Source organism: Pseudomonas paraversuta, assembly GCF_904063065.1.
Lineage (GTDB): Bacteria > Pseudomonadota > Gammaproteobacteria > Pseudomonadales > Pseudomonadaceae > Aquipseudomonas > Aquipseudomonas paraversuta.
In genome coordinates this window covers 346373-369267 of record NZ_CAJFCL010000002.1, presented here as the reverse complement: position 1 = coordinate 369267, position 22895 = coordinate 346373, and the positions used below count along the sequence as shown (strand labels likewise).

Genomic DNA, 22895 nt, shown 5'->3' with positions numbered 1-22895 from the left:
CAGCTTGATAGTAAGTTGACATCAGCGTTAACGAATTATAACTGTTACTCATATTTGAGCAACTATTTGCTAAGCATCTCCTAAAGGCTAGCCAACACGTCTGCATGCACGACCCCCAAGCAATCCCTAGCCTAGAGGCTCGATAGAGAGCTACAGAAAAACTATCAACCTATAAGGTAAGCTTCGAGCCTCATCCCTCCTCTTCAGCCAGGCATATCGCATCCAGCGCAAACACCACCTCGTCAACGTGGCGGCGCGGCAATGGCGATGGGTGAGCATCAAGCCAGTCCGAGATATCTCTGGCAGAAAGCGGCAGCGGGAATGCGCCGGCCATGGTCGAGATGAATCGCCTACTGCGACACACATTGCTGAACGTATTCAGCAAGTAGCTGGTGATCGTGTCGGTGGGCGGCTCATCCGGAACCGCTATCTTCAGGCGCTGGTAGATGAGCTTTCGCTTTTCGCCGCCCGACCAGTCTTTCTCCCACTCGAACCGGTCGACGGCTTTCCCACGGTCTCAACCAGTTCCTTCTCGGCTTCCGCAGCCACTTTGGTGCCACCCTGGAGCACGAACAGGAGGAACTCCACGTTGGACTCCAACAGCTCGGCGGCAGCGCCTGTCGAGTATTCCAACTCATTGCCTTCGTCATCCTGAACGCCTTTCCAGTCCTTGACGATGAAGTGCGCGAGCAGCATTGCATGGTTCTGCAAATCGGTCAGTTCGCCTTCGACGACGCCAACCTGCCCTTCGCCGAAGCGGGCATCGTTACGCTGGACACGGCGGTTGTGACGCTCCAGGGCAACGCGGTATTCAATATTGTCCGTGCCCGCCAGCAGCACCTTCGTTTCCGCATCGAAGTCCACCCACTTAGCGCCAGCCTGTACAGAGTCTTTCTTCTTCAGTTTCAGAGCCATGATGATTCCTCAACGCCATGCCATAAAAGGACCGCCCCGGCAGGCGTGAGCACCGGAGCGGTCAAAGTCTTGCAATCGATTAAGCGGTAACGGTGATGGTCGACGTTGCGGTCTTCGTTGGGTCGGATACGCTCTTGGCAGTAATCACTGCAGAGCCGACCGAGACAGCGGTTACCAGGCCTGAACTGTTCACAGTCGCCACACCAGGAGTCGCGCTGCTCCATGTGACGTTCTGCGCCGCCTCAACCGGAAGCGCCGAGGCGGTCAGCTGACGAGTTGCTACAACTACGATCGACGCGGTCGTTGGCGCGACAGAAACACTGTTGACCGCCACGAACGGAACTCGAGTGATGGTCGGGCTGATCTTGGCCACGGTGTAGTTGAGCGACACCTCGACCAAGTCCCGCTTGCCGCCGCTTGGCAACTCGCCATCAACCTCTACTGCCGGGAAGTCAAAGATGTACTTGTTGCCCAGGCTGTCAGTGATCGGGAACTGAATAGCCACTGGCACACGGGTAAACGTGTTCTTCCAGATCTCCCACGCCCGGGCTGACCACGCCAGCGTGATAGTTCCGGTGATGGCTGCTTCGGTGGCGATTTGTGCGCCCGGGCCGAGCTTGTCGCTGCCAATGCATCGCTGCGCCTGAAGGCTGTTATCCAAGTTAATGGTCATGGCCGATACGCAGGCCGCTCCCTCCAGCGAGGCGCCATCAACAAGAATGGTGCCAACGTTGTTTTGGCTCAGGAATGGAGTGGTGGTTGGATCGACTGGTGCTACTGCAAGCGGTTCCTCGCTGTCGGCGTAGTCCAAGCACGCCATGTTGAAAGTGGCGGTAATCTTGCCGTCGGCCGGGATATCCAGCGCAAAGGTCGATACGTGAGCGCCCTTGAACAGACTGTAAACGCCTACGTCGGTGTAGCCCTTAGCAATGCTGAAGGTGTGACGAACATCGCCAACAGTCAGCACGTTAGCGGTCCACTCACCGTAGAAAGCAGCCTCAAGTAGCTCGTCAAACGAGCCATAAGAGAACTCAGCTGCCAAATCACCAGCGATATCGACGCTAGTGGCCACCGAGCCTTGGCTTACACGAGACGCAGTGATCTCGTCGCTTGCAACAGTGTTGACGGTCGGAGTCAGCGCGTTGCCTGTCAGGCGCAGAGTGTTCCACGTGCCGATTGCTGGGGTAATACCTGGTGTCACTTCAGGAATGATGTGACTGACGATCTTTGCGCCGGAGCTCATTTTTTCCACCTTTGTGTGGGCATAAAAAAACCCGCTCAGGGCGGGTGGGATGGGTGCTGCGGGTTCAGCCGGCGCGAAACCGGACTCTTGTATTGATTTGGTAGAAGCCGCCCCCGTCATCACCAACAACGTCCTGGCTGGTTTCCATGCACTCAAGGTCACCAGAGCTCCAGTAGCCGAAATGAGCTTCAAGCGCATCGGCCAGCACATTCAGTGGTTTCATACCTGTGCGCGGCCGGGCGAAGCACTGGAAGACGATCTGTCCCGGTTTGCGGGAGTAGGGTTTGTCAGCCATCCCCGCCATAAAGGCCGTACCGTGCTGAATGATCATTCGACACCAGAGGCCGTCAGCGGGAGGCTTGAAGATGCCTGACGCATCCAGATTGGCTGCGGTGAGCTGATCATTGGGACGAAACAACCTGTCCTTGTCGATGCCAGTGAAGGTCGCAGCGCGCGCCGTGAGGGCGACGCGAATATCTTCGTAGGTCATCGATAAACCTCAGATACGCTGATGAATGCCAGTTCGTAGAGGCCGTCTGGAGCCTGGCCTGAATGGCCCCGCTCCAAGCGTTCGGCGTACGGCAAATTGGTTTGAATAAAAATCTGCGTGTAAGGCTCAAGACCAGATAGCGCGGCCATCCCCTTGCTTCGCGTGTCCGACCCGCTCGGGTCGACATTGGTTGTAACGGTGTAAACCGGTGCGCCAATGCTGACGATGTGACTGCCACGGAATCGGCCGCCAACGTACCCGGGGGGCGGCGGATTCTTCCACAGGTCTGGGTTACCCACGGGGGATCGCTCGATCACTTCGTTGAGCAGGGCTAGGGCGATTGTCCGAACTCGCTTGCTGACTTCCTCGTCTATCTGATCCGCAAACACTGAGGGCGGAATGCTCCAGCCAACCATTACACAGCCCTCAGCTGTATTTCCCAGTGCGCACCAGCTGGGTCCTGCAGGACGTTCAGCACATCAAAACCATTGATCTTGTGGCCAACCTGCGGCGCGCCGGTTACTTCGTTGGTGAGTGCGATCAGCAATTGGTCAGTTGACTTGATGTTGATTCCGTCCACCAGTCGCACCTCGTATGCATCAAAGACGCCTCGACCCGAATAGGCGATAACCACCTCTCCCGCCGACTCCTCTGTTACCGGATCCCATGTGCCCGGCAACGTGATACCGCCCGTGAAGTCTTTCACTGCGTCAGCCAAGTCAGTATCGAAAGCTTCGGCCATATCGGCCTGAATATCCTCACGCAATCCCATATCAGCCCCTTACCAGTTTTATCTGGTTAGTCGATATCCAAGGCCTGATCAGTGCCAAGGCGAAAGCCTCGCCTGCCGTCATAGCCCTTGAGCCCTCGGAAAACGTCTTGCTGGTACTGACGCTTCCGGCCTTGACGGATGTTCCAACGACTTCACGAGCTTGGGCGCCATACAACGACCCTGATGCAGCCTCCCTAGCAATCTCGGCCCCAGCCTGGATGATTGCGTCAGGTGTCGGAATGCACACCTCGCGCACTCGCTCAGTGAGCCAGGTGTTCGCCATCAGCACCGCGCGAGGCTTCTTGTCTTCGGTCGTCCATTCGACGCCCAGCAGGCTATCCACCTGCGCGACAGTGATGAAGTCGGTCATGGGTTATTCCTTGGACAGTTCAGCCACCAGTTTTTCCAGCGCTTCTTTCGAGGCATTGGCGCGATAGCTGACCTTGGCTGCATCGAGTGCGGCCTTGAGAGCTTCGATCTCGGCACTGTCATCAGCAGGCTTACTCGCCGCAGCTTTGAGGCTAGTAACTTCGCCACGCAGGCTTTCGTTTTCAGATGCGAGGTTGTCACGCTCAGCCTTGATCCCGGCGATACCTTGATGAATACCACTGAGGGCATCAAACAAGCGGATCGGAAGCTCGCCGGCTTCCGGGTGCTCCAGCGGGATCAAACCCTCAGCGGACTCGATCAGCACGCGAATAGCGCCGCTTTCGGCTCGCAGCCTGCCAATCAGCTCTTCCTGATCCGGAGATGTCTGTTCAGTGACGAGTGCCAGTCGACTCTTAGCATCACTCCGCGCGACCGGCTTCACTGTCACCGCCGGAACATCCATGGCTTCACCGTCACGGCTTGCGGTCACGTTCGCATCGATGATGCGCAGACCAGCCTCTCTGGCCAAAGCTTTCACGTCTTCCTGGTACCGATGAAACGGGCCAGGCAGATACCAAATATTATTGTTCATGCCGCATCCTCGCCGAGCCGAGCGCATGGCTCGACTCGGCATCTGGGGGTTACTTGGAGGCGTCGCCGATGGTGATAACGCCAGCGGTGTGCTTGTTCGAAGTGGCGTTCTTGTCCCAGTTGGAGCCAGTAGCCAGGCCCGCGTCGCTCGGCGACTTACCGCCGCTCACCTCATCCCAGGTGTAGCCCTTGAGGCCTAGGCCGAAGGAGTAGTCCACTTGCATCGTGGTCTCGATGCGCTGGTTACCGTTGGAGGTTTCGATGTTGCTGACAAGGTCAGAGCCATCGAACACGCTGGCTGCACCCTCGGTCAGAGACAGCACCTTCAGCTTCGCCGGCGCTGCAGGGTCAACTACCGCAGCAGACGACAGAGCTGGAGCATCTGTAACAATCACTGCCTTGCCGAGGATATCGACCACTCGCACGCTCTGCGCCTGGAACAGCTGACCGGCGTTAGCCAAGTTGGCTCCGATCAACTTGTGGAAGGTCACACCATTCATGATCTGCGCCACCAGGTTGCCGCTGTGGTCGCCGAACTTGCCGTGAGCTTCGTTGATTGCAACGTAGCTGATGCCAGCTGTAGCCGACACATCATTGACCACCTCGGCGTTGTTGCTGATAGCGGCTACCAGCGCGGCAATGGCAGTATTCAACTGGTCAGCCATCAGAGCTTCAGCGAAGTTGCGAGAAGCGACCTCAATGCCTTCGGCAGTCGGCTTATTCAGCCAGGTCAACTGAGACGGCTCGAAGCGAACCGGACCGAAACCGCCAGCAACTTTTACGCTGGAGTGCTTCAGTTGAGTCAGGTCGGTCGGCGTAGCAGCACCATTGGCAGAGTAACGATCTACGCGGCGCTGAGCAGAGTGAATGGCGGCGAAAAAAGACTCCTGCAAGAAGTCACCATCAAAACCTTCAGTGGTGAGCCGGATCGCACCAGCACTGGCCGCGTTGAATCTTTCCACCATCTGCGCCAGCGTCTCGATGGTCGCCGGCATGATGTATTTGTTGAAGACCTGCATTTGCGTGAGGGGCATGATCGTTCCTTTCTGGGGTTAGCTCGGATGAGCAGGGTTTTATGGAGTTGAGGCGTCCGCCTCGTGCGCCGAATCTCATCCGAGATGCCAGCAGGCAAAGCAGCCCTGTCGAGCCGCCCTGTATTGAGTGGTAGGTTTATGCCCCGCCACTAAGCTCTGGGAAGCGACTGGCAATCGCGCTAGAGCGCTCTTGCCGGGTGCCACCCAGATTCCCTTTAGTTTGATTCGAATGATCACCCTTACCGTTCGGTGCCCCTCCGCCGGTGCCGCCCGAGCTTTTCAGGATCTTGTCCTTGTTCGGGTACTGGCTCACGTACACTTCAATCGCCTCTTCGAAGTCGGCGTGTTCGCCATGACGTACTGCCGAGAACAATGGGTTGCCATTGCCATCCATAGGCACCAGCTTGCCGCTCTCAACCTTCAGCCTGTCGGCGAAGACCTTCTGTGCGATGTCTGCAGGGATGGCCAGCTTCTCGGCAATGAACTTGGAGCTGGCGAAGCTGTTGCCGATAACGTGATCGTTCAGGCTTTGCGTCAGTTGGGAGTTCTGCTCTGCCAGAACGCGCTTCTCTTCAGCAGCTGTCCGAGTGGCGGCCTCAACAGACTCTCGAGCCGACTTAGCCGCGGCATCCTTGATTTCTTGAACCTTGCCGGCGGTGATCAGCTCACCGTCCTTGATGTTCTTGACGGTAGCCAGAGCAGCCAGGGCCGCAGGGCCGTCTTCAATACCCTCAAACGCTTTAAGCTTGCCCTCGGCCACTTCCTTCGCTTCGCGGTGCGCCTTGGCCTCGCCATTCAGGCGGCCAATGGTGGCCACGGTCGAAGCGGCGTCGTGTGGCAGCTCGCGTCCATCTTCCATCACATAGACAGGCTTACCGTCTTGCACAACAACATGACCTTGCTCGTCTAATTTCAATTTCAAAATTTGCTCCTAGGCCATCCGGCCAACGAATACGGCATCCACCGCGGCGCCCTGCCCCATCCGGAGCTACAGGCATAAAAAAGCCCCAGCAAATGCCGAGGCTTGAATTTTGGGTAATAAAAAACCCGCGCGCGGCGGGCTTCTTTGAGTCCAGCGTTACTTGCTCAGGACAACTCTCTCGCCTCTCATGAAGCAGAGCGCGCACAAGATCTGTCGTGTACCGCCTGTTGCCTTACCGTCCTTGTACATCATCCCGATCTTGGTCTGAATGACCTCAGCCCCGCCACATCGATGACAACAAATCATGGATGGCGGTCTAGGCATTGAGCGAGCACGCTTCATCGCCTGCTCCTTTGGAGTGTCAGGGGCAGGCGTTCCGGTGATTACATGGAGTTTCGGCTTGTCGGTCATACAACATCATATCCCGGCCCTTACAAAAGAAGCAGCATCCCGCTCGCGCAACTCATCGAGCGTGAGGAACTTGCCTTTGTCATTGTAAAAGCTGCTGACATCGAGCCCGCCATCACGTAGGAGCTTGCCGCGGTTCGGGCCAAGTATCTGATCTTGTCGCGTCGCGCTTTGCGCTTTCAGCCAGGTGCCGTAATTGGTCGAAACCGGTACCTGACCATCCATGCTTGCCCGAGTGCTTTCCGGCAATCCTTTGGAGAGGCGTAACTCTTCCCAGCCCTTGATGATCGGCGTCGAAGTACTTCGACAGCACCAATGGATGCGACCGGGCCCAGCTTTCCATGGGATTTTGTGCCCTACAGGTTCGTGCGTGTCATTCGTGTACCGCAGACGGTCGCGTAACCTGCAGTCGGCGGATGTTTTGTTATCCAGAGTGCTAAGCCAGCTCACTTCAGCTATCAGGTCGTCATTGGCTTTGTAGAAGGCATCACGAGCACCTTGCGCTGTGTGGCTGATTGCTGTTCGTACAACGGCCTCAATGTCTTGCCGGCTGCGACTCAGTAGCCCGTCCGCGTAACCTTCTGACTTGATCCCCATCACACGCCGAACGATTTGCTCAGTTGTCTGCCCTTCGACCATGCCCATACGGACACCATCACGAATACGTGCAGCCCGATTCACCTCAAGATCGCCCATCCATTCTTTGAGCAACTTCCCTTGGAATGGCCTCGACATTGCGATCTGGCGTGCCTGCTCCAGGTTGACGGAACCTAACGAAACAGTGACCCGTACTTGCGGTGGTATGACTTCAGTGAATAGTGCTTTCTGGTAGCCGATCTCGTACTTGGCCAGATCAATTACCGACTCGACCATTGTTTCTTGGATGGCCGCGTAAATGGATTTATTGATCTCCAGTACCGAGGCCAACACGCTGTTCAAATGCGTGACCGTGAATGACTCAACCCCTAGGCTCGCAATGGCCAAGATTAGCTGGGCTCGCAATTCGGCATCAGCACTGTTGAGCAAAGCGATGATCTTACGGACCTCGGCATTGCTCAGGTGTAACAGATCTATCGCGTGGCCAATAGCGGCAGCCTGAAGCATCTCGTTTACCGTTGGCATCTACATAGCCCCCAGTTTCGGCCCCTGCGCCTCAATACGACCAAGCTCTTCAGACCAGTCCAGCTCGTCACTGATAACCCCTCGGCGCTGCATCTCTGAGAATAAGGTCTCGTTGCTCAGCAGCCCGGTATTGGTCATGGTAACGAGACTTGGAATGCTGGTTTCAGGCGCGTAATCGATATCGAAGTTACCCTTGATCTCGACGTGGCCACCTTCCGGCAGACCACGGTAGTCCGCCATAAACTGAAGCATCTGGGCGATACAGTCAGAAAAGTGTCCGGCCAATCTCATCAGGGGACTTGTCTCTTGGCTCGCGTCCTCCTGAGCTTGCGTAGCCGTCTTGGTACCTGATTGGTCCTTGCGCAGCAGCTTAGCACCAGCCATGCGCATTTCATCGATCAGATCTTGCAGCGACTGACGGCCTGCATCGATAGCCTTGCCGCTGTGCTCGACAAATTTCATGTCGGAGTTCGCAGGCAGAACGGTAGCTGCCCCAGACCCCACAACAAGCTTGAATGGCAGCATGTTCCCGTTCTGATCATGGTTCTGAGTAGGCCCAATTACCGCCAGCATCGGTACACGGGCAACATGAAGGATGTTGTCCTGATCGCTCTGACCCTGCCAGTGCTTGATGTTGAGGTGTGCCAGCTCCATCAGAAGCGGCTTGCCCTGCATCAACCCCATTCGCTTGGAGTAGAACGTTACCAGCGGGATAACACTAAGGCTCGTCACCCCTTGATCATGGATGACTGTTCCGTCCTGGCTACGGCGGTATGTCTTCCAGACTCCCGGCTCAAGCACTCGAACCTGCTCGACAGTAATAGAACCAAAATCACCATCAGGCTCAGTCACGAACTCGATATAGCGGACTTGCGTCAAATTAGCTCCGTCATCACGCCAGCCGAGTATCTGCATCGGGTGAATCATGACGACGTACGGACGAAGACCTGCCGCATCTTCCTCAGCCTTGGTGCGCACGCCTTCAGCGTTTGGATACTCAACTAGGGCATGACACAACCCAAATGAAAGGCCTGCACGGAACCAGTTAACCGCCCAGGCGTTCAGGTCATTACCCTGACGATCAATGTTGGATGCAAACGCTTGCAACTCCGACGGCACATCGTCACCTAGCTGAATAGGCTCCGCGAACACCCTATCGGTCATTGAACCGACCGTCTCCGAGTAAGCCGGGAACAGCGTGGCAACCCGTAAGCGCTCACTGTAGGCCTCATCTTCTTCGGCCGGATGCTTGGGCAGCAGCGTCTTTCCAGACTTGCGCATCGCAAGCGTGCCGCCCATCAATGGCTCGGTGACGGCCCATTCGGCGCGCATCCCTTGCATCGCATCAGATACGGCGAACGGGTCATTGCTCATGATTAGATTCTCAGCGGCTGCACGGTGGCGATGTTGTGGATGATCGGGAAGCGCTGGACAACGAAGTACCCAAAGGCGTCTGCCGGGTCTTCCGTGCCGTCTTTGGCAGGGTCACCCTGATCGGTATAGGCCTGCTGCTCCAGCACCTGTGTGGTATGAGGGCATTTATCGGTGTTGATCAAGAGTCGGCGCTCACCCTGCCCGTTCAGGAACTGGGCATTCACTGCGAGCACTCGGTCACGTACAAACGGATTTGACGGATTCACCTGGACGTTGAAACCAGCCTGACGAAGCAGCGCGTGATCAGACTCAGAGCCATTAACGCTCTTGCGGTTCTTGCCGCTGGCATCTGGGTAGATGGTGATGCTGCGGCCTGAATAACGCCCCTTGATCGCTGCGACCATTGCAGGTGTGTCAAATAGCTTGGTGATCTCTTCCAGCATCATGGCCTGACCACCCCGCAGGACAAACACACAGGCAGCCATCCGGTTAATGTTGAAGTCCATCCCGATGTGCAGCGCCTCGCCCGGGTGGATCATCTCGCTCGTGTGGTTGAGGCGCCGGCAGAAGTTCGGGTACACGTTGCCAGAGGTCAGGTTAACGAACAGACCGTCGATGTACGCATCAACCAGGTTGGCCGGGTATGACTTACGCAGCGACGAGATGTAGTCCTTCGGCAGGTTCTTGGCGTTCTGTCGTGTGCTGGCATGCACAATCCCGTACAGCGGTCGCTGCTCAGGATCCTCTGCCAACTCTCTGACGAACTTGCGATAGACCCAGTTGAACCCCTCTGGCGTCGTGGTGACGTCGATGGTGTTCTCATCCCTGCCCGGCTGCACAGTCGACATCCGCGCAATGATCTTCTTCCAGGCACTGTCGGCCTTCTTTATCGGCATGCAGTCGATCTCATCGACTAAGGCATGAGCGATGTTGAAGCCAACGATACGGTGCGGGTGCTCCATGCTCTTGCAGACAATCGTCGATAGACATCGACCTCGGTTGTCGCGTAGGTACACCCGCTTCCTGCTCGGCACAATGTCAGCGAACAGACCGAACGCCTCAGCAACCACCGGCATGGTGTCGTAGAAGATGTCGGCGATCTGCGGATAGGTCGGAGCGAAGTAGCCTTGCGGGATGCCTGGGTGCTCCAGTGCGTTTATGCACATCCGAACACAGCCAACGAACGTCTTGCCGCTACGGTAGCCGCCAACGAATGCTGAGAACTTCTTGGGGTGACTGATGAAATCGAACTGGGGTTTATTCAGCTTCAGGGTCGCTTGCATCTTCTACCCCGATGATGACTTGCTTGGGTTCCGGCAAGCCCTTGTTCGGGTCTTCCAGTTCGCGGCGGAGCTTCTCGATGTTCAGTCGTTTCATCTCATCATCGAGAGGCGAACTGGATTTGTCGGTGAACATGCCCAAGTGCTTGGCAACCTTGTCGAGCGCGGCCAATTGGTCATGCATCTTGATCTCGAATCCTTCCTTGGTCTGCTTCACGCCGGCGTACAGCGCCAATGCGGCAGCGCTCACATCGCGAGAGTCGTGAGCATGAACTGAGCCGAACCCCTCACCCCTGCACTTAGGGCACTTTGGGTGAGGTCGTATCGTGGGATCGAATCCGAACCCGCCATCTTCCGACACATCCTCGGGGTCAGCCTCATCAGATACCGCTTTCAGCAGCTCCTCTTCATCCTTCCACTGATACTGATGGTCAATACCGAAACAATGCCGGCAGCAGCCGCGCCGATGCTCGATCAATTCATTAGGGTTCGCAGTGGCAATCATCCATAGCCGCTCAAGCACCATTTCCTGAGTAATGGCGGCCTTCTGGCCTCTTGCAGCCATGCGATGAGCAATCACGGATTGGATGTTAAGTTTTGATAAGTTCTGAGCAGCTATGACATTTGCCGTCTTCTTGCTGTAGCCCGCACGGATAGCAGCTTGCGTGGCGTTCAGGTCTTTCAGGTATTCATCGACAAAGCGCTGCTGTTTTGCTGTCAGCGCCATGGGAATTCCTTAAGATTCTGGTGCCTCGCTCGGGCAGTACTTGAAATGGTGGCGCGTTGCCGGTATTGGTGAGGACCAACTCAACGGAAGGAAAGCACCATGGCAAATGCAGTAGGAGAAAACATTTACCAAACCTCTTCGCATCATGATCACAGCGCGGAAAGGACCAGGGCATATGCCGTAGCTGCGGCCACACAGCTCATTGAGGCTGCCGTTTCTGGCTCCAACACCAACGTCTCACTGGCGGTAGAACTCAATAACCTCAGCAAGTACGCGGATCAGATCCAAGAAGCCTTGAAAGTGAAGTGATCAACCTGTGCCGCACTCACCTGCGGCACACCTTTGGCCTACATGCTTTCAAATTCAAAAGCTCAGGAAGAATTGAATGCAAGACTCGAACATTGATCGATTCGATCAGCTAACCGGCTTAGTTTTCTCGAAGCTATACCAGAGCTTCCCAATCGCTATCGACCTCAACGTCATGCAATTTGCGGAGGCTTTGATCTACGACGCGCCGATATCGGAGCATGAGCAGCGCAGCGGTGGTGAGCCATATGAGTTTTTCGAGAACACTATTCAGTGGCTAATTGAGTCTGGCTACGTTGTGTCTCGATACTCTTCCTCATACCCCTGCACCTTCGCAAGCTGCACACTCACTGCCAAAGCCCTGGAAGTGTTGAAGGCAATTCCGCAAAGTGTTGGCGGCGAAACTCTTGGTGGGCGCCTAACGGCTGCCGCCAAAGACGGAGCCACCTCTAAACTAAAAGAACTAGCCGGCGAAGTGCTTAGTAAAGGCTACGGTTTAGCAGTTAACACTGCTATGAGCTGGACGAATTAAATCTTAATCGAACGGATCAGCAGGCTTGGCAATGGAGCGCACAAACTGCATGAAGCCCTGCTGCAAGTTGATCTTGGCCAAGGCCTGCAGGCGCGGGTCTACACCTTCGATTTGGCCGACCTGCCTGAACAGCTAACCAGCCCGGAAGAGCTGTTCAATGCGCTCCCAGTCGGGTTGCTTGGTTGTCATATTGAATTCCACTCAATAAAAAGCCCCGCTATTGGCGAGGCCTGAATTCGACAGAGATGCTGTCAAACCCTATCTGGGTCAAATTTAAACTTTGATAAGGCTTTCCGGATAGAACGTACCTGTTTGAAGGGCATGCTTGGCATCAAACCACTTGCAATAGATCTCGACACGAAATGGCGTGCCAGAACTGTAGATGTCATCTGAGCTTGGCGTATCGTCAATGTCCGTTATCGTCATATTTGGCCCGCCACTTTTGAGCTGTACCACATCACCATTGCTGAATTCCGACATCGCCCTACTCCTTGGATAGTTGAAGGGCCATCATGGACAGCAAGCAGCCCAAACTCAACAGGAGAGCGACTGGGCCACAGCTGGACTGGTAACCAAAAATGTCCGTATCGCCCCCCCGGTGTTCGTGTCACGCTTTGCAGCCATCCCCTCCGCCTGATAAGCAGTGGCACCCATATCCATTGCGGTGAACGCGAATGCCGATCCGCGCCATGATTTGGCGCATTCGAAAACGTGTCGCGGCTACTTCTGCTTGTCACAGCCCATGCACTGCTCACAGTTCAGCGTACGGCACAGCCAGGCTTTAACCCGCTGCCAGTACATGACCATGAAGATGTGACGTAGGCCGGCCAGAGCTAGGAACACAAGAAGCGTCGTGCCTGCCGTAGTCGGTGCGAGGAAGATATTCTGGTTGCGCGACATCACGACAAAGCCGCTGATCGCGATGATCGAATAGATCAGCTTGCCAAGGATGCCGTCCCGCACCTTCCCGCTCACTACGCACCAGAATGCCCACAAGGCGATCAGGCCGCAGGCTATGGAGTTGATCAGATCAAGGCTCATCGCTTCTGCCTCCCCCGAACCTCTGACGGATAAGCGCCCAAAGGTCGGCCGCTTTGATGGCTCGATTGATTGCTGCTAGGAGAGAGCCGCCGAATGTGCCCAGCAGAAAGCCAATGCCGGCGACGATGCTTGGCTCAGTTACGCCCAGGTAAGCACTCACCATTCCTGTCAGGTACAGCGAGCAGGAAACCCCAGTGATCAAGAAGATCATCCAGGCCCGCCAATCGGTCAGATCATCTTTGTGCCACCAGCTGGCGACGATCACCCCAAATAGACCCGCTATTAGGAGGTCGAGCCTGTCGAGCAGGCGGTGCAGTAAATCCATGCGCTCGACTCCGTGGGGCATGACAAGATTTGAATCAGCCCCAGCAGCACTCCCAGTTCGGAGCAATGGGTGTGGTGGAGCCGAAAATGAAAAAGCCCCTGCATTTGCAGAGGCCTGTAGTGATTGTGAAAGTGGATCTATCGCCCGTATTTGCCCGCACCGCTAAATGTTAAGCGCTGCTTATGTAATAACCGATCCAACCATTTCGCTTCGAGCATAGCCAGCCGCTTCGGATCAATGCCTGTTTTTGAGAGTTTTTGACGATACTCGGCATGACGAAGAAAACTTCTCAACTGCAAGCCCCGACGGAAAGCCGTAACACCATTTAAGCGTCTGAACTCGCTAAAGAGCCTACTTCTGCTGTCTTTTCCGCTCAGTTTTTTGGCATCAGCTGCGCTTTTCAGCTCCGGCGGAGGCAAGTCCTCAAGCCTAGATGCCTCAGCCCATAACAAATCAATCAGGATAAGACATCTGCGACGAATTCCGTCGTGATAAATAAGCCACTCCTGCACATGCCCTCGCAGGTAGTCATGCTTGCAGACATGATCGGGGTCATCACAGAGCCCATAACCACTGTGCATATATTCGACGTCCAACAGTACGCGCAATGCTCTGCTGTGTCGAAGTAGCTCAGTTCCAAAAATAGGGTACACATCACTCACGTGAAGCTGACCTTGAAGGATTCGCAAAGATATGTCACTAAGCATAGAAGTTACTGAGCGCACTGAGTCCGAAACCCAAGCATCGCGGCTACGCCCGTCATACTGTTCGACCGCTCTTTCAAGCATCTTTACAGTTTCTCGATCTCCAACTTGATAAAATTCGCCAGAAGCGCGACCAATAAATACAAGGCCTGCCCAGTCTTTGCGACACTCAGTCCACCGGCGACGGTACGACTCGGCAAGGTCCAGACGCAGTTGTCTGCGCTGCCCAATTAAAATTACAACTTGCGCTAAACCAACGAGAACCAATAGCCCCGTAGCAATCGCGGTGATCATAGCGTCACCCATCACGAACCTCCTAGATCAAATAGGAGTCATAATGCCATCACGCAAGGTGAAACGGGACTCTATAAAACGAGAAAGCCCAGCTTAAAGCCGGGCTTCGAATTTCGCGTGCGTTTCGCGTTACTTGTGCACTATGGGAAAACTACGCGCAAAACCCCGTCATGTCAATATGATCATGCCGCATCTTGATCTTTTTCCGAGTGAATCACCTGCCATATAGGTTGCTGAGCCTGAATATCCACTTCCTTGATCACCTCTTTCAGGGATTCCCATAGGTCGAGCCAGTCACGCGTCCAGTTCTTGGGATCAATGGTGACGCCGAAGAAGGTCAGCATCTCAGCGGCAACACGGGCAGGCCCCCACTCGGCAGACCCGACCACCTCCCCCTTGTACGATTGCAGGGCTAGGGTAACCAGGTACTGCGCCTTCACGCGCTTGGACGATGTCAGGTCTGGCAGCGCAGCTTTAGCGGTGATCAGCAGCACCGCATTCAGCAGGTGCCGCATGTTCATTGCGGGATGGTAGAGATAGTGGCCGAACTGCTGCACCTGGAACGGCAGTGTGTCGATGGCGCGCAACACCTTACCGATGGTCGCCAGGTGCGCGGCGCGGGCGGTAGACCGACCAATAGGCGTGCCGCGCGTCTCGCTGATACTGATCTTCTGGCGCACGATCTGAATCCGCTCTTCCTTGTCGTCACCCAGTGCAGCGAAAACTGCCTCGGCCCGACGCATCCGCTGACCCTTCTTGATCGGTGCTGATTGCGCTTTATCGATGGCCACAGCGCTGATCGACGCGTTCGATTCGTGCTGAGCCTCAGTCCATACCTGCCTTGCGTTGATCAGTTTCATGCCGCCGCCCTCTTCAGTTCTCTGGTCTTTGCCCGATAGTCAGCCTTGATGGCCTTGATCTCTTCTACGGTGTACTTGCGGGCCGGATGAGGCCCTTCCAACCAATCCACCTTTTCGGCGCCGATGCGAAGCACCAGGCGGATGCGGTACTCAACGGCGTTACCCGACAAGTTGCGATTGCACTTCACGCACTGGCGGTGGATGTTCATCGGCTCAAAACGCAGTTCAGGGCAGGCGCCTACGGATCGATAATGCCCAGCATCCCAACGGCTGCCGGTCATAAGGTCGTAATCGTTGGGCAGCGAATCGCAGCTGATGCATGCCAGGTGGGCGTCACGCAGGCGGATAAACTCGTTTACGGCGGCTTGAGCCTCGCGCAAGTGATCCGCCCTGCTCTTCAGCTTCTCCTTGCGAACCTTGATCTCCCGGCGTTCGATCTGGGCCAGAGATTTGCGCGCCCGCTCAAGGTTCTTCGGAGCATCCAGAATCGCGCAAGCAGGACTGCATACGGCCTGGCCCAAACGTGCAGGGACGAATAAAACCCCGCACGCTGCGACTCGGCATTTCTTTGGTTTGGGCTGCCTTGGGGAAATGCTCATCCATAACTCCCAATCTGATCCGCAGCACTCAAGGCGTCCTGCTCCGTTTCAAAGTGCGCGGACAGCACAAGTCGCCAGCAGGCGTTAAAAACGTCGCGATAAAGCGGCTCAAATGCGAGGTCATCCATGTTGGCCCAGCTGATCGACTTGGCCTCTTTGCGGATGCCCTCAGGGGTGCGCACCAGGTGGAAGTGGCCAGCTTCGATCGTCACCCACTCACGAAAGGCTTCGCGGCTTTTATCAACCGCCGGGAAGCGCTCAGCCCGGGCAAACTCAAGGCCTGCGATATACGCCGCCACTGCATCCGATAACTGCCCGGGCTTTCCACTCTGCGCTTCGAAGAACTTGGCCAGCCCCTGAATGCCGCGAAGCTCTTGCCGCGGAATCAGCCCTCCGACAGGCTCCCAGTACTCCCACGCCAGATCGAGCATTGAGAAGAACTTCCCATGAAATTTGGCGTTGCGCATTTTTGTGAACCGTCCATGGATGACTTGGCCAAGTTTCCACTTCTGGGTCAGTTCGCGGTCCGCCTCGGTTGCCGGTACCAGCCCTTGCGCAGTGCGGATCAATGCGACTTCAGCCACGGCGAACACCTCGCAGTTTCAGTGCAGCCCGCTCAGCGCAGGTGATGCAGTCCTGAACGCCCGGTACCGCAGCACGGCGCCCTTCTGAAATCACTTCGCCGCACTCGCACTCATGAGCGCTTTCGCCGCGGTAAACCACGCGAGCAGCAAGGGCTGAGGCCAGTTCTTTTTCAATACGCTCGTCTGCAAAATCGACGTCATCAGCCATCAGAAATTCTCCTTGCTGCGCTGTGGTTCGCGCTTGATGTTCAGTCGTGCCAGCAACTGGGCGCGTGCGGCCCCGCCAGCAGATGGGATGCCTTGGACTTCCAGAAGCTTGGTCTGCCGGAGATTGGCGTACTCCTCAGCCCTCTCCAGCTCCGACTTCTGACTGTCGTGACCAATACCCGTGAGGATCTTGCCGTCTAGCGGCTGATTGGCCTGGGCGCGGCGCAGAACGATTTCGTAATTGCGTTCAAAACGAGCACGCATCGCCTTGTCTTCCTGCTTGGCTGCCCGCAGATCAAAAAGCCCTATCGCATTGGCCGCAATTCGCACCGTATCGTGGCTGGCGGTACCCATCAGGGCTTCCAGCCACGCATCAGCTGCGGTAGGCATGCCGTAGGCCTCCGGGCCGGGTGTGCACCACTGGATGAACTGGCCGATGCTTGGCGCGAACGGTGATCCGCTTTTGCGGCATTGCTTGATACCGAACTCAACCTGGTGGATGTCGCAGATGCCGGCGTCAATGAAGCCCTTGGTCCAACTGCGCTGAGCAGAACCGAGCGCCTTCTCGTCTGGCCATGCCGTTTTCCAAGCGGGGAAAATCGCCTTGAGCTGACGGAAAATCTTCTCGACCACTTCTGCGGTCTGGTTGTCGACCCTGCCAAGCTGCACGGGGGGCGGCACATAACCTTGACCAGCCCGTACAGCGCTTGCGGCAGCAGGCAGGACTGACTTGACGATTCTCATAGCTCGTCGCTCATGTCGGTGCGCCATGCCTGACTGTAGAAATCGGGGCCAGCAGATGCAATGGTTGGGGGCCGATCAGACAGAGTTAGGCGGTTAACAATCCAGCTGACCTTGAACCCCTGCCAGCCAGCAGCCAGCGCCTCAGTCATCGCGTCAGAGGCGGTGATGCCCAGCTCGACGCACTTGGACAGTTCAGCGTTCAGCGATCCCCATACGGTCTGGCTGACGGCGGCGCGCTTGGTTTTGCGCAGGGCCAGCCAATCCACAAGCAGTTGATCAGGGATCTGGTGCGGGTTGTCGGCCAGCATCTGGACCATGCCGAACGGTGGCTTGCGGGCTGGCTTGCCTTCCACGACAGCAGGAGATTCAGCTGGGGGCGGATTAATCTCTTTCGAAGAAAGAGTTAATAGGGGGTTTTTCTTTGTATAAAGAAGGGAGTCGTCGGATTTGGTCTGACTCGTGATGCTGACGACTCGGCCCTTTTGATCCGAGTCGGACGATATGGTCTGAGTCGGACATTGTTTTGGTTGGTCGAAGTAAACCCATTCAGACGGATCGCTGATGCCAATATCCCCTCTTGATCCGCCTATGCGGTAGAGGATGCGGCGCTTCAACAAGTGGCTGATAGCCTTGGAAGCAACGTCAGGGTGCACGTTTGTAGCCTTGGCGATTTCTGTAGCCTGAATGCGGGTCTCGGCCACCTGATAGCCGATGGTAGCTCTCGCGACGAACAGAGCCACCTTCAGCTCACGCCCTGGAAGGTCGACGACCATCAGGGCTTCAATGAGCTTGTTGTCCATCCGGGTGAATCCCCCGGTCGTTTTGAGTGGAATGACATTGAAGTTGCTCATCAGCCGATAACTCGACCGAAATGAGCGCGCGACACGTTTTCAGAATCAGCAAAACGTGTCGCGACACTTGAAGGGGTATTGACGGGGATAAATTGTGGACTCATGATCGCCTCGCAGATGTAGCAATGAGCCGGGCCGTAATCCCGGCTTTTTTGTGCCTGAAATTCAGGCAGCCTTAACCGACGCATCCATCACATCGAGACTTTGACGAACGTGATTGATCTCTTGGCGGATCAAGCTCTTTTCGAAGCTGCTGACGTGGTCGTCATCCAGGGCCTGGTGAACTGCGATAGTCAGGTCGGCTACTTCCTTGCCTACATTGATCAGCGACTTGGTGAGTGCTTGCGGCTCCGGCGCTGATCTCGATATCAGATCAAAGCCAAACTCATTGGCCAGCGCCGCAAGCGGTCGCAGGTCGCCGGTGTGCAGCAAAATCCCGAACAGATGCTCAATCGTCAGGTGATGAGCATCGTTGTCCGGGTTGGCGCGCTGAAGCAGGCTTACGTGTGGCACCCCCATTTTGGCTGCCAGTGCTTTCGCCTCGTTATCCAGAACGGCGCCCTGGCAGGCCCGCAGAAAATCTTCCATTCGTAAAACCTCAACTCTGTTTCCGTAGCGCCCTGCCAGATGGATTGATAAACATATGTCCACTGGAGCGGCAGACGGGGGTGTCAGGCGGCAGATGCTAGCTCTGGCCAAATCAAGCTCCAATCCTCAGGACGCAGGGACTTTCTGCTAGTAGCGCCAAGGGACTCCCGCTCAAGCGAAACAGCTAGCGCGGCTGAAGCTTGCTTGTTGCCGTAGGCGATTTGCTTCAAGTAGCCCCGAGTAGTACCGGTTCGCCCAATGACTTCATCTGAGGCGCTTTTTAGCCACTCTAAAAGCTGGGTGTGCTTGGTTCGCATCACGGTTCTCCTATGTGATACGCAATTATTACCTCACGGTAACCATTTAATCAATACCGAATGGTCATTTACCAATCAGTAATGACCCATAGAGAATCACCTCATGGATATTCGTGAAGTGCGCAGGCACAACTTAAAAAAGCTGATGGACAAAGAGTTCGGCTTAGGCGCTCGTGGCGCTCAGTCACGCCTAGCCGAGAAGCTCAAAAAACCGCAGAATTTCATATCTAGATGTCTTTTTGAGCCAGAGAAAAACGGCGCCAAGACGATTGGAGAGGATTTTGCGCGCGAGATAGAAGAGGCATTTGGCCTGACAAGATATGCCCTTGATGCCCCTATGGGAGCGCAGGATGAGGAAGTAACAGCGATAACAGTAGGTATCGAAAAGCCTCGCCAAGGTGACATCTGCATCCCCCAATACGATGTGCGAGCGTCGATGGGACCTGGCCAATTTTCGCCCAAGGAATACGTTGAAACGGTGAAAAATATCACCGTCCGGAGTGAGTACTTGCGCGAGCAAGGCATTATTTACACTCACGCCGAAAATCTTGCGGTCATTACAGGCTTCGGCGAAAGCATGGGGTCTACGTTTTCAAGCGGAGACCCGCTGATTGTCGATAAAGGCATCACTGAGGTTGTGGTTGATGGTGTCTATGCCTTCACCCTCGACGGAATGCTCTACATCAAGCGATTGCAGAGGCTACCTAAGATGATTCGCATGATTTCAGATAACGAGGCCTTTCCAACCTACGACATCAAAGGCGCGGAACTTGAGTCGCTGGTAGTCCACGCCCGCGTTCTGCTTGCTTGGAACGCTAGAAGGCTTTAATGGCTGAGCACCACATCCTCGACCGAATCATCTGGCGCGTTGGCGGCGCTGGATAGCGACCCTTACCATCAAGGAAACAGCATGAGAGCAGTTCTTATAATCGCAGCGGCAGCCCTTCTGGTTGCATGCGCCGGAACACCATTTACATTTGGCGAAGCCAGCAAGGTGAAAGTCGGCATGACCGAGGAGCAGGTTTACGAGCTGATGGGGAATCCCTACTCAGTTGTAAGCAAAGGCGACTCGCAGATGTGGGTGTGGAGTCATGCCACAGCGTTCGGCGGAGCGAAATCAGTTTCGTTTGAGTTCAAGGACGGCCGAGTAGCGACTGTACCAACCATACCTAAAGCCTTCTTGCCGGAAGTGACCGAGTAAGTGACGCTCTCCTCTAGTCCAAGAGGCCGAATCATCTGGCGCGGCGGGGATTTGTAGTTTTTTCAATAACCACAGGAAGTGCGTCATGAAAATCTTCACCTTGATACTGGCTGCTGCACTGGCAATCACATCTGTGTCCGCTATCGCTCACGGCGGTCGAACCGATAAGCAGGGATGCCATAACGATAAAAAAGCCGGAACTCGGCACTGCCACTGATCCTCTCCCTGTTCATTTGAAACTGGGAAATCCCCCTATGCCCCTCACCACGCCCAACCAGAGCTGCGCCACGAACTCAAGGAGTTAGTATTTGGCCTTGAGCAAGCTGCGGACGAAGTACTCAGAATCACCAAGGACTGCCGAGATGTCGAAGTAGCGGCCGTCCTGAAGCTGATTGCGAAGCTGTATGAGGATGCGGACCGGGTTGCGGCGCTAGCGGATGAGGTGAAGGCAGAGGTCATCACCAGGGCGAAGACTGAGTGATTTGGCGTAGTCACGACTTTCAGGGGGATTCATGGCGCTCAATAAACCAGAACAAGACCGAAAGCGCGACCTACAGGGCATCGCCTCAGACCTGAAGTGGTCGGCCGTAGAGTTGAAGAGGATCGCCGAGAGACTGAGTCAATCGGGGCATGAGGCGGATGCGCAGGCAGTACTGAAAATGTGCACTTTGTTTCAGGCTGGGGAGGGTCGGTTGGCGGGGTATGCGGATGAGGTGAAGGCGGGAGTCATCACTAGGGCGAAGGCTGTTAGAAAATACCATCCCGCCACCACCCCAATACAAGCGTGCCCCTAGCCTCATGGTCGCAAATAGCCATCGTGCAGCGTTATCCTGTAGGATTCAGGTCCTACGCAAAATGCGTTTTACAGGGAGTTAAAGGTGCCAGCCTGCACGCGAAAATCAGCTGTCGGAAGCAAGAACCTGCCATGTGAAGCCTCACCCCACCCCAGATCTAGCTATAGACTACTATTAACCTATAGGTTAACATGATGAGGCTGCTTATCTTAGAGGATGGAAAATGGACAGTAACCGCAGCCCAAGAACTCAATGCCGCCGGAGAGTTTTTTTGCCCGCTGACTGAGTCTCTTATCAGCCTCGGATCTAACTATCAGAAATCGATAGCTGGATTGATTAGTATGCTTGGTAAATTTTCCGAGCATGGCCAAAGGATGCTGAATGATGGTATTTGCCATGAAATCGATGAAAACGAGAAGCTTTTTGAGTTTATTAAGGGCGACTTACGACTCATTTGGTTCTATGGCAAGGGCAATAAAATTGTTATTTGCTCACACTGTTTCATTAAAAAGGGTAGAAAAACCCCTCCTCCTGAGAAAGCCATCGCTACAAAAATCAAAAGAGCCTACTTTAAATTACTAGACGCTAATATAGAAGTCCCTCTATTTAAAGAAGACCCATGAATTATCGAGATCACTATGAACAGCTATGCCGCATTGAAATCTAAAAGCAAGGAAAGCTTAGAGTTCTGGTTTGAATCAGCAAAGCAAGACTTTATGATTTCCGTACATTCGATAATGACAAAAGAAAAAGTATCAAAATCCGAACTATCAGAAAATATCGGATGCTCTGCAGCTTATATAACCAAAATCCTAAAAGGTGATGCGAATTTCACCATAGAAACCATGGTGAAAATATCAAAAGCATTAAACACCAAACTTTGCATTCATCTATCTGACCCTCACGAATCTATACAGTGGATGGGAGTTGTTTCGTCTAAAAAGAAAATCGTAGACAAGCACCCTAAACTCTGGACCGCGCTTCCTGCAGATGCGCCAAAACAAATCAAAGTGCTAGCTCATGGATAAATTACTATTAAGTCCTGCGTGGATTGTCTTCCCTAAGGTCAATATTGAGGCTGTGCCCGAGCACGACACAGATGAGTCCGTAGAGGACCTACAGATTAATCTTAGCAGTAGCACTAGCCAAGACAAAGAGCATACTATCCAAATAAACATTGGACTTAGTAATAACGACCATATCGAAAACAACCTACCATACAAATTAGACGTCCATGTTTATGCAACATTTGACTGCAATACCGACCTGTACAAGCTAGCGGATAAAGCTCGAAAAGAAATAGCTATTGACATCTCTACTATGCTTATCGGAAGCCTGCGGGAAATCATTTCTTCTATAACTTCCCGCGCCCCATGGGGGGCTTACATAGTCCCATTTATAAGTCATGAGCAACTTGCCGAGAACATAATTGCTGACCTTGTTAAAGTTCACACCAGCAAAAAAAAGAAGCCAATTAAAAAGGAACACTAGATGCCACGCGATTCCGCTGCCATCCGTGCCCCTTCGTATCACAAGTCAGTTGCTAAGTAGAAACTGTCCGTTCGCACAGCCAAGCCCACGCCTACGGGAAGCTAAGTCCGGCCCGCGCTGGGCTTTTCACCCCTTGCAATCCCCCGCACCCCGCCTAGACTCCAAACACTGAGTCGAGGCTCCATCCTCTCGGTATTAGCCCGTCCACCC

At 54.8% G+C, this 22895-nt stretch carries 33 protein-coding genes and 1 pseudogene; 9 read left to right on the top strand and 25 right to left on the bottom strand.

Features of this window, described 5'->3' with window-relative positions:
* Positions 1–432 precede the first annotated feature (432 nt).
* The 13 genes from JQ845_RS04810 to JQ845_RS04750 form a co-directional block, all read right to left on the bottom strand.
* A complete protein-coding gene (locus JQ845_RS04810) occupies positions 433–915 on the bottom strand; it encodes a hypothetical protein (RefSeq protein WP_203008612.1) in 483 nt (160 codons plus the stop codon).
* A gap of 79 nt (positions 916–994) precedes the next feature.
* Entirely contained in the window at positions 995–2158 is a 1164-nt protein-coding gene (locus tag JQ845_RS04805; RefSeq protein WP_203008611.1) for a phage tail tube protein, read from the bottom strand.
* Positions 2159–2222: 64 nt separating this feature from the next.
* Complete coding sequence (locus tag JQ845_RS04800) at positions 2223–2648, bottom strand: hypothetical protein (RefSeq protein ID WP_203008610.1); 426 nt, start codon at positions 2646–2648, stop codon at positions 2223–2225.
* Positions 2645–3064: an HK97 gp10 family phage protein gene (locus tag JQ845_RS04795; protein WP_203008609.1), complete on the bottom strand. Its 420-nt coding sequence runs from the start codon at positions 3062–3064 to the stop codon at positions 2645–2647. The genes JQ845_RS04800 and JQ845_RS04795 overlap by 4 nt, the downstream gene beginning before the upstream one ends.
* The gene (locus tag JQ845_RS04790; protein ID WP_203008608.1) at positions 3064–3420 is read right to left on the bottom strand and encodes a hypothetical protein; all 357 of its coding nucleotides are present in this window, start codon (positions 3418–3420) and stop codon (positions 3064–3066) included. Before JQ845_RS04790 ends, JQ845_RS04795 begins: the two co-directional genes overlap by 1 nt.
* 1 nt (position 3421) lies before the next feature.
* Positions 3422–3790 (bottom strand): hypothetical protein, encoded by a 369-nt coding sequence (locus tag JQ845_RS04785; protein WP_203008606.1) that lies wholly within the window; start codon positions 3788–3790, stop codon positions 3422–3424.
* Positions 3791–3793: 3 nt separating this feature from the next.
* Positions 3794–4381 (bottom strand): hypothetical protein, encoded by a 588-nt coding sequence (locus JQ845_RS04780; protein ID WP_203008598.1) that lies wholly within the window; start codon positions 4379–4381, stop codon positions 3794–3796.
* Positions 4382–4430: 49 nt separating this feature from the next.
* The gene (locus JQ845_RS04775) at positions 4431–5414 is read right to left on the bottom strand and encodes a major capsid protein (RefSeq protein ID WP_203008596.1); all 984 of its coding nucleotides are present in this window, start codon (positions 5412–5414) and stop codon (positions 4431–4433) included.
* 136 nt (positions 5415–5550) lie between these two features.
* Entirely contained in the window at positions 5551–6336 is a 786-nt protein-coding gene (locus tag JQ845_RS04770; protein WP_203008594.1) for a DUF6651 domain-containing protein, read from the bottom strand.
* Between the two features lie 417 nt (positions 6337–6753).
* Positions 6754–7866: a structural protein gene (locus tag JQ845_RS04765; RefSeq protein WP_203008592.1), complete on the bottom strand. Its 1113-nt coding sequence runs from the start codon at positions 7864–7866 to the stop codon at positions 6754–6756.
* On the bottom strand, positions 7867–9240 hold the full coding sequence (locus JQ845_RS04760) for a DUF4055 domain-containing protein (protein WP_203008590.1): 1374 nt from the start codon (positions 9238–9240) through the stop codon (positions 7867–7869).
* A gap of 2 nt (positions 9241–9242) precedes the next feature.
* Entirely contained in the window at positions 9243–10523 is a 1281-nt protein-coding gene (locus JQ845_RS04755) for a terminase large subunit domain-containing protein (RefSeq protein WP_203008589.1), read from the bottom strand.
* A complete protein-coding gene (locus JQ845_RS04750) occupies positions 10498–11247 on the bottom strand; it encodes a terminase small subunit (RefSeq protein ID WP_203008587.1) in 750 nt (249 codons plus the stop codon). Before JQ845_RS04750 ends, JQ845_RS04755 begins: the two co-directional genes overlap by 26 nt.
* A 99-nt stretch (positions 11248–11346) precedes the next feature.
* On the opposite strand from JQ845_RS04750, the gene JQ845_RS04745 reads away from it, so the two are divergent.
* Together JQ845_RS04745 and JQ845_RS04740 are read left to right on the top strand one after the other, a co-directional pair.
* Entirely contained in the window at positions 11347–11556 is a 210-nt protein-coding gene (locus JQ845_RS04745; RefSeq protein ID WP_203008585.1) for a hypothetical protein, read from the top strand.
* A 76-nt stretch (positions 11557–11632) separates the two neighbouring features.
* Entirely contained in the window at positions 11633–12085 is a 453-nt protein-coding gene (locus tag JQ845_RS04740; RefSeq protein WP_203008584.1) for a hypothetical protein, read from the top strand.
* 3 nt (positions 12086–12088) lie between these two features.
* Here the strand turns inward: JQ845_RS04740 and JQ845_RS23350 are convergent.
* From JQ845_RS23350 to JQ845_RS04685, 12 genes and pseudogenes are all read right to left on the bottom strand, one after another.
* A pseudogene (locus JQ845_RS23350) lies at positions 12089–12217 on the bottom strand (DUF7681 family protein); the annotation flags it as partial.
* Positions 12218–12358: 141 nt separating this feature from the next.
* On the bottom strand, positions 12359–12565 hold the full coding sequence (locus JQ845_RS04735; protein WP_203008583.1) for a YodC family protein: 207 nt from the start codon (positions 12563–12565) through the stop codon (positions 12359–12361).
* 240 nt (positions 12566–12805) lie between these two features.
* On the bottom strand, positions 12806–13126 hold the full coding sequence (locus JQ845_RS04730; RefSeq protein ID WP_203008582.1) for a hypothetical protein: 321 nt from the start codon (positions 13124–13126) through the stop codon (positions 12806–12808).
* Positions 13116–13451 carry an MFS transporter gene (locus tag JQ845_RS04725; RefSeq protein WP_203008581.1) on the bottom strand — a complete coding sequence of 112 codons (336 nt, stop codon included), beginning with the start codon at positions 13449–13451 and terminating at the stop codon, positions 13116–13118. The genes JQ845_RS04730 and JQ845_RS04725 overlap by 11 nt, the downstream gene beginning before the upstream one ends.
* Before the next feature lie 137 nt (positions 13452–13588).
* Complete coding sequence (locus JQ845_RS04720; protein ID WP_203008580.1) at positions 13589–14461, bottom strand: hypothetical protein; 873 nt, start codon at positions 14459–14461, stop codon at positions 13589–13591.
* 170 nt (positions 14462–14631) lie between these two features.
* Complete coding sequence (locus JQ845_RS04715; RefSeq protein ID WP_203008579.1) at positions 14632–15309, bottom strand: hypothetical protein; 678 nt, start codon at positions 15307–15309, stop codon at positions 14632–14634.
* Positions 15306–15908, bottom strand: coding sequence for a recombination protein NinG (locus JQ845_RS04710; RefSeq protein ID WP_203008577.1), 603 nt, complete (start codon positions 15906–15908; stop codon positions 15306–15308). Before JQ845_RS04710 ends, JQ845_RS04715 begins: the two co-directional genes overlap by 4 nt.
* On the bottom strand, positions 15905–16492 hold the full coding sequence (locus tag JQ845_RS04705; protein ID WP_203008574.1) for a DUF1367 family protein: 588 nt from the start codon (positions 16490–16492) through the stop codon (positions 15905–15907). The genes JQ845_RS04710 and JQ845_RS04705 overlap by 4 nt, the downstream gene beginning before the upstream one ends.
* Positions 16485–16700, bottom strand: a complete 216-nt coding sequence (locus tag JQ845_RS04700; protein ID WP_203008571.1) for a TraR/DksA C4-type zinc finger protein — start codon at positions 16698–16700, stop codon at positions 16485–16487. The genes JQ845_RS04705 and JQ845_RS04700 overlap by 8 nt, the downstream gene beginning before the upstream one ends.
* Positions 16700–17443, bottom strand: a complete 744-nt coding sequence (locus tag JQ845_RS04695) for a replication protein P (RefSeq protein ID WP_203008569.1) — start codon at positions 17441–17443, stop codon at positions 16700–16702. Before JQ845_RS04695 ends, JQ845_RS04700 begins: the two co-directional genes overlap by 1 nt.
* On the bottom strand, positions 17440–18294 hold the full coding sequence (locus tag JQ845_RS04690; protein ID WP_203008567.1) for a replication protein: 855 nt from the start codon (positions 18292–18294) through the stop codon (positions 17440–17442). The genes JQ845_RS04695 and JQ845_RS04690 overlap by 4 nt, the downstream gene beginning before the upstream one ends.
* Positions 18295–18459: 165 nt before the next feature.
* Positions 18460–18882 carry a phage regulatory CII family protein gene (locus JQ845_RS04685; protein ID WP_203008565.1) on the bottom strand — a complete coding sequence of 141 codons (423 nt, stop codon included), beginning with the start codon at positions 18880–18882 and terminating at the stop codon, positions 18460–18462.
* A gap of 420 nt (positions 18883–19302) precedes the next feature.
* Here JQ845_RS04685 and JQ845_RS04680 point away from each other — a divergent pair, with 420 nt between their 5' ends.
* The 7 genes from JQ845_RS04680 to JQ845_RS04655 all read left to right on the top strand — a co-directional run bounded on the left by JQ845_RS04680 (position 19303) and on the right by JQ845_RS04655 (position 22685).
* The gene (locus JQ845_RS04680) at positions 19303–20028 is read left to right on the top strand and encodes a S24 family peptidase (protein WP_203008563.1); all 726 of its coding nucleotides are present in this window, start codon (positions 19303–19305) and stop codon (positions 20026–20028) included.
* An 81-nt stretch (positions 20029–20109) separates the two neighbouring features.
* Positions 20110–20400, top strand: coding sequence for an outer membrane protein assembly factor BamE domain-containing protein (gene bamE / locus JQ845_RS04675; protein ID WP_203008561.1), 291 nt, complete (start codon positions 20110–20112; stop codon positions 20398–20400).
* An 85-nt stretch (positions 20401–20485) separates the two neighbouring features.
* Complete coding sequence (locus JQ845_RS23235) at positions 20486–20617, top strand: YHYH domain-containing protein (RefSeq protein ID WP_095021058.1); 132 nt, start codon at positions 20486–20488, stop codon at positions 20615–20617.
* Positions 20618–20912: 295 nt separating this feature from the next.
* Entirely contained in the window at positions 20913–21194 is a 282-nt protein-coding gene (locus JQ845_RS23025; protein ID WP_236010183.1) for a hypothetical protein, read from the top strand.
* A 194-nt stretch (positions 21195–21388) separates the two neighbouring features.
* Positions 21389–21817 carry a type II toxin-antitoxin system RelE/ParE family toxin gene (locus tag JQ845_RS04665; protein ID WP_203008559.1) on the top strand — a complete coding sequence of 143 codons (429 nt, stop codon included), beginning with the start codon at positions 21389–21391 and terminating at the stop codon, positions 21815–21817.
* A gap of 15 nt (positions 21818–21832) precedes the next feature.
* Positions 21833–22222 carry a helix-turn-helix domain-containing protein gene (locus tag JQ845_RS04660; RefSeq protein WP_203008557.1) on the top strand — a complete coding sequence of 130 codons (390 nt, stop codon included), beginning with the start codon at positions 21833–21835 and terminating at the stop codon, positions 22220–22222.
* Positions 22215–22685, top strand: coding sequence for a hypothetical protein (locus JQ845_RS04655; protein WP_203008555.1), 471 nt, complete (start codon positions 22215–22217; stop codon positions 22683–22685). The genes JQ845_RS04660 and JQ845_RS04655 overlap by 8 nt, the downstream gene beginning before the upstream one ends.
* Positions 22686–22895 lie beyond the last annotated feature (210 nt).